This is a genomic window from Aromatoleum petrolei, from assembly GCF_017894385.1.
Classification (GTDB): domain Bacteria; phylum Pseudomonadota; class Gammaproteobacteria; order Burkholderiales; family Rhodocyclaceae; genus Aromatoleum; species Aromatoleum petrolei.
Window position 1 is genome coordinate 4411693 of sequence record NZ_CP059560.1, and the last position, 16759, is coordinate 4428451.

Here is a 16759-nt window from a genome sequence, read left to right on the forward strand (position 1 = left end):
TGCCCGACAGCCATACTTGATGCTGCTTGCTTCACTGATCCTCGTTCCGTTCGCCGGCAGTCTGTTGGCGGCACTCATGCCCGAAAACGCCCGCAACCGCGAGGCGTGGTTGGCGTTCGTCATCACGGCCTGCGGGCTGCTCGTCGCCGGTCTCCTTTACCCTGCCGTTTCTTCCGGCGAGGTGTTGCGCGAGGAGTTCGCCTGGCTACCCTCGCATGGTCTCGAACTCGTGCTGCGCGTGGACGGCCTGGCATGGGTCTTCACCATGCTGGTCCTCGTCATCGGTCTGATGGTGGTGCTGTACGCACGTTATTACATGTCGCCGAAGGACCCGGTGCCGCGTTTCTTCTCCTTCCTGCTCGCCTTCATGGGGTCGATGCTGGGCGTGGTCCTGTCCGGCAACCTGGTACAACTGGTGGTGTTCTGGGAACTCACCAGCCTGACTTCCTTCCTGCTGATCGGATACTGGCATCACCGTGCCGACGCCAGACGCGGTGCGCGAATGGCATTCACGGTGACGGCCACGGGGGGGCTGTGCCTGCTTGCCGGCGTGCTCGTGTTGGGCCACATCGTCGGCAGCTACGATCTCGATGAAGTGCTGAATTCGGGGGAGCGCATCCGGGGGCACGAGTTGTACCGGGTGGCGCTGGTGCTGGTCGCGCTGGGGGCGCTGACCAAGAGCGCCCAGTTCCCGTTCCATTTCTGGCTGCCGCATGCGATGGCCGCCCCGACGCCCGTATCCTCGTATCTCCATTCCGCGACCATGGTGAAGGCCGGCGTCTTCCTGCTCGTGCGGTTGTGGCCGGCGCTGGCCGGAACGCCGGAATGGAACTGGATCATCGGCGGCGCCGGAGTATGCACGCTGCTGATCGGGGCCTTCATCGCGATCTTCCAGCACGATCTCAAGGGCCTGCTGGCCTATTCGACGATCAGCCACCTCGGGCTGATTACCGTCCTGATCGGCATCGGCACGCCGCTGGCGATCGTCGCGGCGATCTTCCACATCCTCAATCATGCGACCTTCAAGGCTTCGTTGTTCATGACCGCCGGCATCATCGACCACGAAACCGGCACCCGTGATCTGCGCGTCCTGCGCGGATTGCGTCGCCAGCTGCCGGTGACCGCGGTGCTCGCCATCGTCTCCAGTGCCGCCATGGCGGGCGTGCCCCTTCTCAACGGCTTCCTGTCGAAAGAGATGTTCTTCGCGGAGACCGCGCTGGTGGGCGGGGACGAAAACTGGTGGATGTCCGTCGCCGCCGTGGCAATGGGCATGTTCAGCGTCGCGTACTCGCTGCGTTTCATCTCGATTTTCTTCGGCACGGCTGCGACCCCATTCCCGCGCGAGCCCCACGAGCCGCCACGCTGGATGCGGTTTCCGGTGGAGCTGCTGGTGGTCGTATGCCTCGTGGTCGGCGTCATCCCGAGCGTGAGCATCGGTCCGATCCTTGACTTGGCCGTGACGGCGACGCTGGGTTCGAGCGCGCCTGACTACGACCTCGCGCCCTGGCATGGCTTCAACCTCGCACTGCTGATGAGTGCGATTGCGCTCAGCGGGGGAATATCGCTGTACGTCGTTCTGCGCCGTCACTTCAACCTGCGCCAGCGGGAGCACGTTCCGCTCATCCATCGTTTGAGCGGAGCGCAGGCTTACGAAACGTTCATGGTGCTCCTGACGCGCTCGGCTCAATGGCTGCTGCAGCATCTAGGCACCACGCGCCTGCAGCCCCAGCTGTTGATGATGATGCTGGCGCTGCTGATCGTTCCGCTGTTGCTGGTCGGCACGCCGCAGGGCTGGACCGAGATTCCGCTGCGCGATCCCGATCCGCTCTTCGCTGGCATCTGGGTCATCGGTTGTGCCTGCGCCGTGGCGGGAGCGTGGATGGCGAAGTACCACCGCCTGGCCGCCCTCATCCTCATCGGCGGAACGGGCATCGTCACCGCGGCAACATTCCTGTGGCTCTCGGCACCTGACTTGGCGCTCACGCAATTGATGGTGGAAACCGTCACGACGGTGCTGATCCTGCTCGGCCTGCGCTGGTTGCCGCCGCGCATCGAGCCCAAGGTGCTCCATCTCGCGATTCCGCGCAGTGTGTGGCTGCGGCGCTCGCGCGACATGATGGTTGCGGTTGCAGGCGGCCTTGCAATGGCGCTGCTGACCTACGCGGTGCTGGTGCATCCTGCGCCGGCGACAATCGCGGATTTCTTCCTCCTGCGCGCCTTGAGCGAAGGTGGCGGCAGCAACGTCGTGAACGTGCTGTTGGTCGATTTCCGCAGCTTCGACACGCTGGGCGAAGTGACCGTGCTGTCGGTCGTCGCACTCACGGTGTACGCGCTGCTGCGGCGCTTCCGTCCCGCTGCTGACAGCACGAACGTCCCCGCACAGCAAAAGAATGCGGCCGATGCCGCAAGCACGCAAAGTCCGACCGAACAGGCAAACCGCGGCTACCTGCTCGTGGCTGGCATCTACCTGCGCATGCTGTTGCCCTTCATTGGAGCCGTCGCGGCGTATTTCTTCATGCGCGGACACAACCAGCCGGGTGGCGGCTTCGTTGCAGGTCTGATCTTCGCGGTGGCGATCTTGGTGCAATACATGCTGGCCGGTGCAATTTGGGTCGAGAATCGCATTCAGCTGCGGCCGCACAGATGGCTCGGGTTCGGGTTGCTGCTGGCATGCGCGACCGGCCTGGGGGCATGGGCATTCGGACACCCCTTCCTGACAACCCATACGGCGCACGTCAACTGGCCGCTGCTGGGCGAACTCCATCTGCCGAGCGCCTTCGTGTTCGATTTTGGCGTGTTTGCGGTCGTCGTGGGTACGACGATGCTGATGCTGGTTGCGCTCGCGCATCAGTCCCTGCGCGCTCGTCGGAATCCCGGCGACGGGATGCAGGACATCGTCACGGCCGGCCGGAGGAACGTCTGATGGAGATCGTGTTCGCCATCGCCGTCGGGGTGACTTTCGGTTCCGGTATCTGGCTGATCCTGCGGCCACGGACGTTCCAGCTGATCACCGGGCTGCTGCTGATGTCCTACGCGGTCAACCTGTTCATTTTCGGCATGGGGCGCCTGTGGGTAGACCGTCCGCCGATCACCCCCCAGACACCGGTCGATCCGTCGCAGTTTGCCGATCCGCTGCCGCAGGGCCTCGTGCTGACGGCCATCGTGATCGGCTTTGCGACGACCGCGCTGTATCTGGTGATGATGATTGGAGCGCGCGGCCTGACAGGCAGTGACCACGTCGATGGCGAGGAGCCCCGCGAATGAGTGCGCTCCCCTGGCAGGAACATCTGATCGTGCTGCCCGTCCTGCTGCCGCTTGTCGCTGGCGCGGCGCTGATTCCGGTGAATCAGAAGCACCACAATATCAAACTCGGCCTCGCCGCAGCCGTCAACGTCCTCCTGTTGATTCTGGCCGTGACGCTGATGGCGCTGGTCGACGGCGGTCATTGGCCGAAGGCGATCGGCGTGTATCTCGCCGCAAACTGGGCCGCCCCCTTCGGGATTGCGCTGATGGTCGACCGCCTTGCCGCCCTGATGCTGGTGCTGACCGCGACCATTGCCCTGGCCGTACTGGTCTTTTCCGCACGCCGCTGGGATCGCGTCGGCGTGCACTTCCATTCGCTGTTTCTCTTCCTGCTGATGGGATTGAACGGCGCGTTTCTGACGAACGACCTGTTCAACCTGTTCGTCTTCTTCGAGGTCATGCTGGCCGCCTCGTACGGCTTGCTGCTGCACGGCTACAATCTGAACCGGATTCGAGCCGGCATGCAGTACATCGCCGTCAACCTGATCGCATCGCTGTTGTTCCTGATCGGTGTGGCATTGATCTACGCGGCTTCCGGCACGCTCAACATCCCCGACCTGGCAAAGCGCGTTTCCATGCTGAGGCCGGAGGATGCCTATCTGTTGCAGATCGGAGCGAGCGTGCTGGCGCTGGCCTTCCTCACCAAGGCGGCGATGTGGCCCCTCGGTTTCTGGTTGCCAGGCACCTATTCCTCGGCATGTCCCCCCGTTGCGGCGATGCTGGTGGTGATGACGAAGGTTGGCGTCTACGCGGTGCTGCGGGTATGGCTGGCGGTGTTCGGCGATGCGGCCGGCCCCCTCGCGGGTTTCGGTTTTGCAGCACTGACCGCGGGCGGAATGGCGACGATCGTGTTCGGTGCCATCGGCTTGCTCTCGAGTCAGGAAGGCGCACGCATGGCGGGATACGGCGCGGTCGTGTCCTCGGGCACGCTGCTGGCCGTGATCGGACTATCCGGCGGCTCCGTGCTCGCGGCAGGCTTGTACTATCTTGTCAGTGCGACGCTGGCCATGTCCGCCTTCATGCTGCTGCTCGAACTCACCGAGCGCATCCGTCCGCCGGGCGCATCGCTCCTCGCCGTGACGATGGAGGCGTTCGCGATCGACGACAAACCGGAGGACCCGGTGGGTGTCGTGATTCCGGGGGCGCTCGCGTTCCTCGGTCTGAGCTTCGTAACGTGCGCGCTGGTTATCAGCGGCATGCCGCCGCTCTCGGGCTTCATCGCCAAGTTCAGCCTGATTCACGCCTTGCTCGAAACTCCGGCGCCCGGACGGCCGGGCGTGACGCCCACGGTCTGGGTGTTGATCGCACTGCTCATCATTGCGGGCCTGGCGTCGATCATCGCGTTGATGCGACTGGGCGTGCGCACGTTCTGGGCTTCGGGCGCAAGCACACCACCCAGTCTGCTCGCGTCGGAGGCTGCGCCGGTGACGGCTTTGGTCGTGCTGTGCGCCGTGCTCACGGTGCTGGCCGGGAACGTGTTCGAATATATGGAACGAACCGCAGACGGACTGAAGCGTGTCGATGACTACGGCGAACGGGTGCTTGGACATTCGCCGGTCGTTCGTGTGCCGATTCCCGAGGGGGCACGATGAGACGCTGGATTCCGTCGCCGATGCTGTCGATCAGCCTTTTGCTGACGTGGCTGATGCTGAATCAGAGCCTGGAGGCGGCACACTGGCTGCTGGGCGGCATCCTCGCAATCGTCGGCCCCATTCTGGCGCGCCCCCTGCAACCGCACGGCTACGCGCATATCGCGCGACCGCTGGCCCTGCTACGGCTGTTGGGAATGTCAGGCATCGAGATCGTGCGCTCATGCTTCAACGTCGGCGGGATCATCCTGTTCCGAAGGTCGGAAGGTGTGAATTCCCAATTCATCCGTGTGCCGCTTGAACTGCGCAGCCCGCACGGGCTGGCGCTGCTGTCCTGCCTGATCAATACCACTCCGGGCACGGTATGGGTCGATCTGCTGCCGGATCGTCATGAATTGCTGTTGCACGTGTTTGATCTGCACGACGAGCGTTGGTGGATCGAGACCATCAAGACGCGTTACGAGCGGCCCATCATCGAATTGTTCGAAGCACCGCGCCGCACCGGACAAGGAGAAAGTACGTGACTCCCGGCACCCTGGTGTTCCTGGCGATCGGTTTCGCACTCGTCTGTGTCGTGCTGGCCATGATGCTGTGCACCGTGCGCCTGCTGATCGGCCCGTCTGCGCAAGACCGCGTGCTCGCGCTCGATACCTTGTGGATGTGCACGATGCTGCTCGCCTTGATGCTCGGCATCCGATACGGCAGCCAAGTCTATTTTGAGGCCGCCCTGATAATTGCGCTCCTCGGCTTTGTCTCGACGATCGCATTAGCCAAGTTCCTCATGCGCGGCGAGGTGATCGAATGAATGGCGCCGGATTGCCCTGGTGGGCCGCAGTGACCGTCACTTTCCTGCTCGTGCTGGGCGGCCTCATCACGCTCATCGGCACCTTGGGCCTGTTGCGGCTCAAGACCTTCTATCAGCGCATTCATGGTCCCGCGATCACGATCACGCTTGGTGCCGGCTGCATCCTGCTCGCGTCCATGGTGTATTTCACCGTCACACAGGCGCGTCCGGTTATCCACGAACTCTTGATCACGGCGTTCGTCCTCATGACCGCACCGGTGGTCGCGATGCTCATCATGCGCGCCGCGGTCTATCGTGATCCGCAAAGCGGCGCCGCGCCCGTGGTGCAACTTGATGCCGAAGCGCCCAGCCGCGCTCGGGATGTGGGAGGGCGGCCGACTGAAGGTCGCTCATGAGCGCAGGGTATGGCGTCGGTCTCCGGCTTGCCCGGCGACCCCCATGCCTCGGCTTGAACGCGCGAACCCGCGCCTCAAGACGCCGCCGTCATTCGGCAGATGTCGTGGCGGGTCTTTCCGCGTCCCAATAGGGCTCGGGTCCGAAACGTTCGAGCAGGAAATCTATGAACGCACGAACCTTGACCGGCAGGTGCCGGGTCGGGAGGTAAAGGGCGTAGACGTGGCGCTCGACGGGGATGTATTCGGACAGCGCCGCGCAGAGCCGGCCCGCTTGCAGGTCGCTGCCGATGATGAAGGTTGGCAGCAATGCGAGCCCGAGCCCGCCGAGTACGGCCTGGGACAGGGCTTCATCATCATTGATGCGCAAGCGCCCGGAAACGGGCACCGCGATCTCGCCGGAAGGCCCGGTGAAGCGCCATAGCCCCTGCTCGCCGGAGTGCGTGTAGTCGAGACAGTTGTGGCGGGACAAGTCCTGCGGAATGGCCGGCAGGCCGTGTCGCGCAAAATACTCCGGCGTCGCGCACAGCTTGCGTCGTACCGGCGCGAGTTGGCGTGCGACAAGCGTCGGTGGCAGCTCGTTCGCCACGCGTACCACGATGTCGTAGCCTTCTTCCGCGAGATCGATGCTGCGGTCGGAGATGGTCATGTCGACATCCAGGTCAGGGTAACGGCCAAGGAAGTCGGCAAGGGCGGGCGCAACGTGCAGCGTCCCGAAGGCGACCGACGCGGCGACGCGCAAGGTGCCGCGCGGCTGCGCATGCAGACTGTCCGCAAGCTGTTCAGCTTGCGCGATCTCATCGACGATGCGGGTGCAGTGCTCGGCAAACGCCGCTCCGACCTCGGTGACGCTCAGGTGGCGAGTGCTGCGTTGGAGCAGGCGCACGCCGAGCGAGTGTTCGAGCTTTGCGACGGCCTTGCTTACTGCCGAACGTGACGTGCCGAGGCGGCGGGCTGCCCCGGAGAAGCTGCCGCAATCCACCACATGCGCGTATGTCACCATCAGGTTCAGGTCTTGCATGCCCCCATTGTAACCGTCGACGAAACGGCCATGTCTCGGGTCGGAAGCGCACGGAGTGACAGGGCTGGGGGGCGGCGCGGAACCTGGATCGACTCGACTCACGCTTCGTGGATCATGGTGTCGTCAGCGGAGAGTCCTGCCCTTCCCACCAGCCGCTCATCAGGCGTACGGGCAGGTTTTTCGCCTTCACCTTCGCGCAGCTCTCCCAGGCATCGATGGGAATGCTCAGTCCGGCGAAAATCCCATGTCCTTTGCCGGCACGGATTTCCTCGCCGGCAAGGATGCTTTCGCCTGCCCGGATCGAGCCATCCGCGAGGATCGCGTCTCCCGCGCGGATTCCCCAGCCGGCTTCCAGATGTCGGCCACAGTGAATCCCGCCACCCGCTTCGATGCCTTGGGCTGCGTTGATGTCCTGATCGCCGGCAATGTCAAATCCTGCACGCAGGCTCTTCGCGCAGGTGATCGCGCCGTGAACGACGAGATTTCCACCCGCGAATGCATTGCCCGTGAAGTCGGCCGCATCGTTGCAGTACAGGTCGCGACCCACATGAAGGTTGCCGCGGCAACGCAGCGGGCCGTTGGCGTCCACACCCCAGCCGACGCGCATGTCGCCTCCGACGAACACACGTCCCTCGGCACGAAGATGTCCCGCGACACGAAGATCGCCCCCGACGTTCATTGCTCGTCCGGCACGTATGCTCCCTTCGGTCCGGATCGATCCGCCGACGCGCAGCACGTCGCCCACTTCGATGTTGCCATGCACCTCGATCGTGCCTGCATAGACAAGGGCGTCGGCATCGATGGTGTCGACGACAAGGACCTTGTTTGTCGGACCGAACTGGTCCATCAGCCAGCAGGCATCGTCGGCGCGGCCATCTGCAACCAGCTCGTCGAGCAGTTCCTGGTAATTTCCGCCTTCTCCGTAATGGCGAAGAAACCAGCGGAAACCGTCAGCACAGGGGCTCTTTGCGCGAAGGAAATCTCGGGTGAGGTTCATGCTTCAAATCCGGGCGGCTTCGGTTGTGCCAGGTGATTTTTCCGGGCTGTCGAGGGGGCGGTGCGACGCGCCGGGCCAATGAGCGGTGCGCGGCAGGACAGGGGCTGATCCTAAGGTACCGACGGGCGGGCGATAAGACCCCCGCAAAGAATCAGCTTGTCGCGCGTAGGGAGACAATGCTGCGACGCGTCGGATGATCGAATGCGGCCCGCGACCGTGTTGCGGGGATGCCGTCCACGGCTCAGTCGGACGGAGGAGGGAAAGCCGCTGCGGTGGCGGATTGCACGGCACGTTGCACTGATGACCGTGACTGGCTACCCCAGCGTGCGCTTTCGTGGGGCCGGGGCGATCTGCCTGGATCAACGATCACAACGTGATTGATTGTAGATGTGAAAGCAACACCGATGTTCGGGAGATGTGACTTATCAACTCGGTTTCATGTACCTAAGATGAGAACCAGGGTACGAGGCCGCGACGGCAAAGGAGGGCCACATGGCGAGCAGACCATTTGGGATGGCCGGTGAAGTTTCTGGCGAGGCGAAGTCGCGTGTGGCCGCCAATGAGGCCGAGAGGGAGAAGGATATTGCCCTTGCGGCGGGCGGTCGTTGCGTCGAACGGCATGGAGCGCTGCTCGAAGCGCGTTGCGATCCGAATCCTGACCGGAGCGATACCTCCGACCCTGTCGACACGCGCGCCGCCCTGCTGAAACCCCGACCCGATGTATGGGTGAAGCGCCCGGCGACGGTGTAATGCGATGAACGGTTGCGGAGTGAAGGAGAGAGGCGATGAGACAGCTGGATCCGGACCCCGTGCCCGAGGATGACGACCGCGTCATTCTGGTGGCGGTGAGACCGAGCGCGCGATTTCACCGGCTCGGGGGCATCGCCAGTCTCCTGGTGCTGTACCCCGCCCACGACTCGCTAGAGCAGCACGTCGTCAAGCCGGTCGAGGCGGGGAGTCATCCGATTGTTGGCGGCAGGGGCGATGAGGCTGCATGAGGTCGGGGTGGCGCGAAGCATCCGGCGGGCGATCTCTGCGGGCGGTATGGATGTGATCGACTGGCGGTGCGATCGATTGACCTGTGCTTGCCGCTCGCTCAGCCCGGCCGGTCCAGCTTTGTCGACAGCAGGATCGTCGAAAACGTATCCACCACGCCCCTGATCGCCCGCACGCGGTCGATCACTGAATCCAGTTCGTGCGTGGTCTCCGTTTCCAGCATGCCGCACAGGTCGTAGCGGCCGCTGATCGAGTAGAGCTTGGTGATCTCGTGGCGCTTGCGCAGCGCCCGCACGACATCCGGCTCGTTCTTCGATTCGATCGAGATCAGCACCATCGCCTGGATCGAACGCGTCGATTGTGGCTTCGTCACGCTGACGGTGTAGCCGCTGATCGTTCCTGAATCCTCCAGCGCCTTGAGGCGCAACTGCACCGTGCTGCGGGCGCAGCCGAGCGCCTGCGCGATCTTCACGACGGGCAGGCGGGCATTCACTTTCAGCAGCTCGATGAGCTGGCGGTCGAGTTCGTCCATGGATTTTGCAGGGTAGACGTCAGATTGTCCGAATGTCGGTCATTTTGACTGATTGGCAGGCATATTCAAAGTCACTTTGCCTGTTCAGGCCGGCGCGGCCCGTCCCTAAACTCGTCTTCGTCAGGCCCCTGCGGCCATTCATAACGACGAACAAAAGGGACAGGAAAATGCTGCAGAAAGTCGTGATCTCCCCCCGCCAGCTGCTGACGCGCGCCGAATTGGAAGCCTACGATCCGGCTTCCGAATCCTGGCAGAAGCAGTTCGCCCGCCGCTACATCCGGCACTCGGAACTGAAGGACATCCTCGACAACATGGAGGACGTGAACGGCACCGTGTACGAGAAGTTCGCGGTGTCGATCACGCCCTACATGGCGAAGCTCATGGATCCGCACGATCCGAACTGTCCGATCCGGCTGCAATACCTGCCCTCGCGCCACGAGGAGCAGAAAGCCGGCTTCGAGACGATGCTCGACGAACTGGGCGAGGAGGGCGACACCGTCCCCGGTACCAGCGTCGTCCATCGCTATCCGCGCCGCGTGCTCTTCCTCGTGTCGAACACCTGCGCGACGCTGTGCCGCTTCTGCACGCGCAAACGCATGGTGTCGCAGCCGACCGGCTCGGTGCACAAGGACGAGATCGAGCGCTCGATCGACTACATCGCGAGCAACAAGGACATCGACGACGTGCTGCTGTCGGGCGGCGATCCGCTGACCTTCGATGACGAGCGCCTCGACTACATCCTCGGCGCGATCCGTGAGCGCGCGCCGCACGTGCGCTTCCTGCGCATCGGTTCGCGCATGGTGGTGCAGCTGCCGACCCGCGTGACGCCCGAGCTGTGCGCGATCCTCGAGAAGCATCGCGTGCAGATGGTGAACATCCACATCAATCACCCGAAAGAGATCACGCCGCTCTTGCGTGAGCGCGTCAAGCTGATCCAGAAGGCCGGCATCATGATGGGCCTGCAGACGGTGTGCCTGAAGGGCGTGAACGACGACGTCGCGGTGCTCCGCGAGCTCTTCATGCAGGCGATCGAAATGGGTGTGCGGCCGTACTACGTCTACTCGACCGACATGGTCGAGGGCGCGCACCACTTCATCGTGCCCTACCACCGCATGCTGGAGCTGTACGAAGGCATCCGCGGCTGGATCAGCGGGCCGGCGGTGCCGACCTTCGTCGTCGATGGCCTGGGCGGTCTCGGCAAGCTGCCGATCATCCCGACCTATGTGACCGAGGAGATCCGCCGAGACGGCCAGGGGACGACGATCAAGTGCCGCAACTACAAGGGCGATACCGTGGAGATGCCAGGCCTCGGTCTCGATTTCCGCGTCCCGTCGCAGAGCCGCGCGTAAGGGGGCGACATGAAGCATGGTTCCCCCTACGGCACGCACCGCGTCGTCGAGCCGCAAGGCGTCCTGCCGCAGGGCGCCTGGAAGATCGACAACGCGATGGAGATCTGCGACAACGAGATCCTGATCGACGTCGCGGCTCTCAACATCGATGCCGCGAGCTTCACGCAGATCAAGACCGAGGCCGGTGGCGACACGGGCCGCATCGCGTCCATCGTGCGCGACATCGTTGGCCAGCGTGGCAAGCTGCACAACCCGGTGACAGGCTCGGGCGGCATGCTGATCGGCCGCGTCGCGGAGATCGGGCCGAAGCTCGCCGGCAAAGTTGACCTGAAGGTCGGCGACAGGCTCGCCACGCTGGTGTCGCTGTCGCTCACGCCGCTGCGCATCGACGCGGTCCGCGCCGTGCACGCCGACAAGGACCAGATCGAGATCGACGGCCAGGCGATCCTGTTCGAGACGGGCCTGTACGCGAAGCTGCCGGACGACATCCCGGAGAAGGTCGCGCTCGCGATCCTGGACGTGGCCGGTGCGCCGGCGCAGACCGCGCGCCTCGTGCGTCCGGGCGACACGGTCGTGGTCGTCGGCGGTGGCGGCAAGTCCGGCACGCTGTGCACCTACGAGGCGAAGAAGCGTGTCGGCCCGGCGGGGCGAGTGATCGGTGTGTCGCCCTTCGACAAGGACTGCCGCCGGATGAGCGAGCTCGGCTGGGTCGATCACGCGCTGCGGGCGGATGCGACCGATGCCGTGTCGATGATGGAAGCGGTGTCGGAAATTACCGGCGGGCGCATGGCCGACGTCGTGATCAACTGCGTGAACATCCCGAACACCGAGATGGGCAGCATCCTCGCGACGCGCGACGGCGGGAAGATCTACTTCTTCTCGATGGCAACGAGTTTCACGGCCGCCGCGCTCGGCGCCGAAGGCGTCGGCAAGGACATCGAGATGATCATCGGCAACGGCTACGCGAAGGGCCACGCGGTGTTCGCGCTGGAACTGCTGCGCGAGAGCCCGGCGCTGCGGCATCTCTTCGAGACGCTGTATGTCTGAGGCTGCCGCCATGACCGGGAGCGCGCTGTGGCGCGAGATCCGCGCAGCCGGCATGACGACGCTGGCGGTGATGGGGATGACAAAGAACACCGGCAAGACGGTGTGCCTGAATCATCTCCTCGCCCAGGCGCACGCTCACGGCGCGACGGTCGGCATCACGTCGATCGGACGCGACGGCGAGGACCGCGACCAGGTGTTCTCGATCCCGAAGCCGCCGGTGCTCGTATGGCCCGGCAGCCTCGTCGCGACCGCACGCGACACGCTGCTGCGCGCGAAGGTGCGCTGGAAGCAGATCGGCGCGACCGGCATCGACAGCCCCATGGGCGAGATCCTGATCGTGCGTGCGCTCGACCACGGCGAGATGGAGATCGCCGGCGCGTCGCGCAGCTCCGACCAGCAGAAGGTGATCGCGATCCTGAAGGGCTGCGGCTGCGCGCTGGTGCTGCTCGACGGCGCGCTCGGGCGCAGCCATCACGCGTCGCCCGCGATTGCGGATGGTGTCGTGCTCGCGACCGGGGCGGCGATCGGTGGCGGCATCGCCGACGTGATCCGCAAGACGCGCGACCGGCTGGCGATCCTCGGCATTCCGGCTGCGGACGAAGTGCTCTCGGCGCGCTGCGAGCGCGTGTTTGCGCACGGCGGCATCGGCGCGTGGAACGGCGCAGGTGAGTCCGTGTTCGACGCGCGCATCCCGACGCTCAACGCCGCGCCGACGCTGTTAGGCCTGCCCGATCCCGCGACGATCGCCGTCAGCGGAGCGGTCGGCCGGGCACTTTGGCATGCGCTGAAGACGCTCGCCGCGCGCCATCCGGGCCTCACCGTCGTCGTTGCCGACGGCACCAAGCTTTTCGTGGATGCGAACGACGTCGCGGGCTTCACCGCGATGGGCGCGCACCTCGCGGCTTTCAGATGCATTCGCATCGCCGGCATCACCCTCAACCCGTTTTCGCCGCTCGGCGGCAGCTTCGACGCCGGGGACTTCCTCGACGCGGCACGCCGGGCCTTCCCCCATCACGTCGTCGCCGACGTGATGCGCGAGGAACAACCCGAAGGAGTTCTTGAATGACCCGACTCAATCTCGACCAGGGCCAGATCGACCGCGCGCGCGAGTCGGCGCGCCGTATCGCGCACCGCGTGTTCGACGACATGAGCCAGTACACGACGACCACGGTCGAACGCGCGACGCTGCGCCTGATGGGCGTCGATGGCGTGGACCAAGCGAACGATGGTCAGATCCCGCTGCCGAACCGCCTCGTCGCGCACCTGCAGGAGCGAAATCTCCTGCCGCACGGCGCCGCGGCCGTCGTCGCCGGGGCGATGGACGAGCATGGCCTCAGCGCGCAGCAGGTTGCCGAGGCCGTCGCCGCCGGCAAGCTCGTGCTTACCGCGCCGAAGCACGACAAGGCCGCCCGTAAATCCGCCGAAGCGATCGCCGCGAAGATGTGTGATCACATCGCCGCCCAGCGCGCGCTGCGTGCGCAGCAGATTGACAGGGTCGGCGAGGCGCGCACGCCCTGGCTCTACCTGATCGTCGCCACCGGCAACATCTTTGAAGACATCGTCCAGGCGCGCGCCGCCGCGGAGCAGGGCGCCGACATCGTCGCGGTGATCCGCTCGACCGGCCAGAGCCTGCTCGACTACGTGCCCTATGGCGCGACCACCGAGGGCTTCGGCGGCACCTACGCCACGCAGGAGAACTTCCGCCTGATGCGCGCCGCGCTCGACGAGGTCGGCGCCAAGGTCGGCCGCTACATCCGCCTGACGAACTACTGCTCGGGCCTGTGCATGCCCGAGATCGCGGCGATGGGCGCGATGGAGCGTCTCGACATGATGCTCAACGACTCGATGTACGGAATCATCTTCCGCGACATCAACATGAAGCGCACCTTCATCGACCAGTTCTTCTCGCGCATGGTCAATGCCTACGCCGGCATCATCATCAACACCGGCGAGGACAACTACCTGACCACCGCCGACGCCTATGATGCCGCGCACACGGTGCTCGCGTCCCAGCTCATCAACGAGCAGTTCGCGTTCATCTCGGGCCTGAAGCCGGACCAGATGGGCCTCGGCCACGCCTTCGAGATCAACCCGGACCTCGAGAACGGCTTCCTGTGGGAAGTCGCCCACGCCCAGCTCGTGCGCCAGGTCTTCCCGGAAGCGTGTCTTAAGTACATGCCGCCGACGAAGCACATGACCGGAAACGTGTTCAAGGGCCACATCCAGGACGCGCTGTTCAACGTCGTCAGCACGCTCACCGGCCAGAACATCCACCTCCTCGGGATGATGACCGAGGCGATCCACACCCCCTTCATCCAGGACCGCTTCCTCGCGATCCAGAACGCGAAGTACGTGTTCGGCACGATGCGCGATCTCCACGACGAGGTCGAATTCAGGGCCGGCGGGCGGATCGAGTCCCGCGCTCAGGAAGTGCTCGTCGAGACCGTGGGGATACTGGCCGAGATCGAGAAGATCGGTCTGCCGGCGGCGATCGGCCGCGGCACCTTCGCCGACATCTCGCGCACGATGGATGGCGGCAAGGGCCTCGATGGCGTGATCGCGAAATCCGCCGATTACTACAACCCCTTCCCGGACCTGATGCTTGCGGGAGCCAATTGAGATGAGCGCCGACATGAGCAAATACCTCGCCGCGCACACCACTGAGCCGGTCGCTGAAAACTGGGTGAAACCCTACGGCGACACGATGAACGACGGCCGCGTGCAGCTTTCCTTCACGCTGCCGGTCGCCCTCGACGAGAACGCCAAGGAGGCCGCGCGCCAGCTCGCGCTGGAGATGGGGCTCGACGAGCCCGCCGTCGTGCACGCCGAGGACATGGGGCAGGGCTTCTCCTTCTACGTGCTGTACGGGCAGTGCAAGCACCGCGTCGACCTCTCGCGCATCAAGGTCGCCAAGCCTGAGTTCGAGACGCTGGACAAGGACGCGATTAACGCGCTGATCGCCGACAAGATGGGCCGCAAGATGGTCTTCCTCGGCGCCTGCATCGAGACCGACGCCCACACCGTGGGCATCGACGCGATCATGAACATGAAGGGCTACAACGGCCATAAGGGGCTGGAGAGCTATCACGAGGTGCGTGCGATCAACATGGGCGCGCAGGTCGACTCCGAGGAACTCGTCGCCCGTGCGATCGAGGAGCAGGCCGACGTGGTCCTCGTCTCCCAGGTCGTCACGCAGAAGAACATCCACCTCGACAACCTGACGCGCCTGTCGGATCTCCTCGAAGCCGAAGGGATCCGCGACCGCGTGATCCTCGTCGTCGGCGGTCCGCGCATCACGCACGAACTCGCGAAGGAGCTCGGCTACGACGCCGGCTTCGGCACCAAGTCCTACGCGGAGGACGTCGCGTCCTTCGCGATCAACGAATGGATCAAGCGGCACGCCGCATAAGGGAGACAACATGAACAAGGAAATCACCAGCTTGATCCGCCTGCGGATCAGCGCCCACGACGCCCACTACGCCGGCGACCTCGTCGACGGCGCCAAGATGCTGCAGCTCTTCGGCGACGTCGCAACCGAATTGCTGATCCGCAGCGACGGCGACGAGGGCCTCTTCGTCGCCTACGACAAGGTCGAGTTCCTCGCGCCCGTGCGCGCGGGCGATTTCATCGAGGCCACCGGCCGCATCGTCTCCATGGGCAAGACCTCGCGCAAGATGGAGTTCGAGGCGCGCAAGGTCATCGTGCCGTCCGGCGTCAATGGCCAGCCTTCGGCCTGCGACGTGCTGCCCGAACCCGTCGTCGTCTGCCGCGCGTCCGGCACCTGCGTCGTTCCCGCAGAGTGTCAGCGCAACGTGCGTTGAGCGCGCCATGGAAAAACTCATCATTACCGCGGCGCTCACCGGCGCCGAAGTCACGCGTGCGCAGCAGCCCGCGCTGCCGATCACGCCCGATGAGATCGCCCGCGCCGCAGCGGAGTGCGCGGCGGCGGGTGCCTCTATCGTCCATGTCCACGCCCGCTACCCGGACGGCACACCGACCCAGGACAAGGCGATCTACGCCGAGATCATCGAGAAGGTGCGGGCGCGCTGCGACGTGATCGTGCAGGTATCGACCGGCGGCGCCGTCGGCATGAGTGCCGCCGAACGCCTCGCTCCGGTCGAATTGCGGCCCGAGATGGCGACGCTGTCGATGGGCTCCGTGAATTTCGGCGACGACGTGTTCCTGAACCCGCCGTCCGAGATGGAGCACTTCCTCTGCACGATGAAGGAACTGCGCGTCAAACCGGAGTTCGAGATCTTCGACGCCGGCATGCTGCACAGCCTGCAGCGCTGGCTGAAGAAGGGCGTTGTCGACGGGCCGGTGCACGTCGACTTCGTCCTCGGCGTGCCCGGCGCGATGGCCGGCACGCCCGAGTCGCTGATGTTCCTGCGCTCGCAGCTGCCGGCGGAGGCGACGTGGACAGTGGCCGGCATCGGCGCCGCCCAGCTGCCGCTCGCTGCGATGGCGATCGCGCTCGGCGGCCACGTGCGCGTCGGCTTCGAGGACAACATCTGGCATCGCAAGGGCGAGCTCGCGACGAGCAACGCCCAGCTCGTCGCGCGCATCGCGCGGATCGCGCGCGAGATGGAGCGGCCGGTCGCAACGCCGGCGCAGGCGCGGGAGATCCTGCGAATCCGGCCCTGACCGGGGACCGACGCAAGTCTGTCGCGACCATGACGAAACTGTCACCGAGCCGTCAGCCCGCGGTCGGCTAGCATCGACTATCCT

19 protein-coding genes are annotated in these 16759 nt (G+C 64.9%); 16 read left to right on the plus strand and 3 right to left on the minus strand.

Annotated features, from left to right (window positions below; all coding sequences use genetic code 11):
* Window positions 1-19: 19 nt before the first annotated feature.
* From ToN1_RS20155 to mnhG, 6 genes are read left to right on the plus strand one after another with little or no spacing between them, the layout of a single operon-like run.
* Window positions 20-2923, plus strand: a complete 2904-nt coding sequence (locus ToN1_RS20155) for a monovalent cation/H+ antiporter subunit A (RefSeq protein ID WP_169205178.1) — start codon at window positions 20-22, stop codon at window positions 2921-2923.
* The gene (locus tag ToN1_RS20160; protein ID WP_169205179.1) at window positions 2923-3264 is read left to right on the plus strand and encodes a Na+/H+ antiporter subunit C; all 342 of its coding nucleotides are present in this window, start codon (window positions 2923-2925) and stop codon (window positions 3262-3264) included. Before ToN1_RS20155 ends, ToN1_RS20160 begins: the two co-directional genes overlap by 1 nt.
* Window positions 3261-4895 (plus strand): monovalent cation/H+ antiporter subunit D, encoded by a 1635-nt coding sequence (locus tag ToN1_RS20165; protein ID WP_169205180.1) that lies wholly within the window; start codon window positions 3261-3263, stop codon window positions 4893-4895. Before ToN1_RS20160 ends, ToN1_RS20165 begins: the two co-directional genes overlap by 4 nt.
* A complete protein-coding gene (locus ToN1_RS20170) occupies window positions 4892-5416 on the plus strand; it encodes a Na+/H+ antiporter subunit E (RefSeq protein ID WP_169205181.1) in 525 nt (174 codons plus the stop codon). The genes ToN1_RS20165 and ToN1_RS20170 overlap by 4 nt, the downstream gene beginning before the upstream one ends.
* Window positions 5413-5697, plus strand: coding sequence for a K+/H+ antiporter subunit F (locus tag ToN1_RS20175; RefSeq protein WP_169205182.1), 285 nt, complete (start codon window positions 5413-5415; stop codon window positions 5695-5697). Before ToN1_RS20170 ends, ToN1_RS20175 begins: the two co-directional genes overlap by 4 nt.
* Window positions 5694-6092, plus strand: coding sequence for a monovalent cation/H(+) antiporter subunit G (mnhG, locus tag ToN1_RS20180; protein ID WP_169205183.1), 399 nt, complete (start codon window positions 5694-5696; stop codon window positions 6090-6092). The genes ToN1_RS20175 and mnhG overlap by 4 nt, the downstream gene beginning before the upstream one ends.
* A gap of 88 nt (window positions 6093-6180) precedes the next feature.
* On the opposite strand, the gene ToN1_RS20185 is transcribed toward mnhG, so the two are convergent.
* Window positions 6181-7110, minus strand: coding sequence for a LysR family transcriptional regulator (locus tag ToN1_RS20185; RefSeq protein ID WP_169205184.1), 930 nt, complete (start codon window positions 7108-7110; stop codon window positions 6181-6183).
* 112 nt (window positions 7111-7222) lie between these two features.
* On the minus strand, window positions 7223-7717 hold the full coding sequence (locus ToN1_RS24970; protein ID WP_342344158.1) for a hypothetical protein: 495 nt from the start codon (window positions 7715-7717) through the stop codon (window positions 7223-7225).
* Between the two features lie 36 nt (window positions 7718-7753).
* Between ToN1_RS24970 and ToN1_RS24975 the strand changes: the two genes are divergently transcribed.
* The 3 genes from ToN1_RS24975 (at window position 7754) to ToN1_RS20200 (ending at window position 9105) form a co-directional block, all read left to right on the plus strand.
* Complete coding sequence (locus ToN1_RS24975; protein ID WP_342344159.1) at window positions 7754-8143, plus strand: hypothetical protein; 390 nt, start codon at window positions 7754-7756, stop codon at window positions 8141-8143.
* A 456-nt stretch (window positions 8144-8599) separates the two neighbouring features.
* A complete protein-coding gene (locus ToN1_RS20195; RefSeq protein ID WP_169205186.1) occupies window positions 8600-8857 on the plus strand; it encodes a hypothetical protein in 258 nt (85 codons plus the stop codon).
* 35 nt (window positions 8858-8892) lie between these two features.
* Complete coding sequence (locus ToN1_RS20200; protein WP_169205187.1) at window positions 8893-9105, plus strand: hypothetical protein; 213 nt, start codon at window positions 8893-8895, stop codon at window positions 9103-9105.
* A 98-nt stretch (window positions 9106-9203) separates the two neighbouring features.
* Here ToN1_RS20200 and ToN1_RS20205 read toward each other — a convergent pair whose 3' ends face one another.
* Complete coding sequence (locus tag ToN1_RS20205; RefSeq protein ID WP_169205188.1) at window positions 9204-9635, minus strand: Lrp/AsnC family transcriptional regulator; 432 nt, start codon at window positions 9633-9635, stop codon at window positions 9204-9206.
* Window positions 9636-9802: 167 nt separating this feature from the next.
* On the opposite strand from ToN1_RS20205, the gene ToN1_RS20210 reads away from it, so the two are divergent.
* From ToN1_RS20210 to kce, 7 genes are read left to right on the plus strand one after another with little or no spacing between them, the layout of a single operon-like run.
* On the plus strand, window positions 9803-10984 hold the full coding sequence (locus ToN1_RS20210; RefSeq protein WP_169205189.1) for a KamA family radical SAM protein: 1182 nt from the start codon (window positions 9803-9805) through the stop codon (window positions 10982-10984).
* Between the two features lie 9 nt (window positions 10985-10993).
* On the plus strand, window positions 10994-12031 hold the full coding sequence (gene kdd, locus ToN1_RS20215) for an L-erythro-3,5-diaminohexanoate dehydrogenase (RefSeq protein WP_169205190.1): 1038 nt from the start codon (window positions 10994-10996) through the stop codon (window positions 12029-12031).
* Window positions 12024-13097, plus strand: a complete 1074-nt coding sequence (gene kamB / locus ToN1_RS20220) for a lysine 5,6-aminomutase reactivase subunit KamB (protein WP_169205191.1) — start codon at window positions 12024-12026, stop codon at window positions 13095-13097. The genes kdd and kamB overlap by 8 nt, the downstream gene beginning before the upstream one ends.
* Window positions 13094-14650, plus strand: coding sequence for a lysine 5,6-aminomutase subunit alpha (gene kamD, locus ToN1_RS20225; protein ID WP_169205192.1), 1557 nt, complete (start codon window positions 13094-13096; stop codon window positions 14648-14650). Before kamB ends, kamD begins: the two co-directional genes overlap by 4 nt.
* A 13-nt stretch (window positions 14651-14663) precedes the next feature.
* Window positions 14664-15440 (plus strand): lysine 5,6-aminomutase subunit beta, encoded by a 777-nt coding sequence (gene kamE, locus ToN1_RS20230; protein ID WP_169205226.1) that lies wholly within the window; start codon window positions 14664-14666, stop codon window positions 15438-15440.
* Between the two features lie 10 nt (window positions 15441-15450).
* Window positions 15451-15852, plus strand: a complete 402-nt coding sequence (kal, locus tag ToN1_RS20235) for a 3-aminobutyryl-CoA ammonia lyase (protein WP_169205193.1) — start codon at window positions 15451-15453, stop codon at window positions 15850-15852.
* A 7-nt stretch (window positions 15853-15859) separates the two neighbouring features.
* The gene (gene kce, locus ToN1_RS20240; protein ID WP_169205194.1) at window positions 15860-16675 is read left to right on the plus strand and encodes a 3-keto-5-aminohexanoate cleavage enzyme; all 816 of its coding nucleotides are present in this window, start codon (window positions 15860-15862) and stop codon (window positions 16673-16675) included.
* Window positions 16676-16759: the final 84 nt, after the last annotated feature.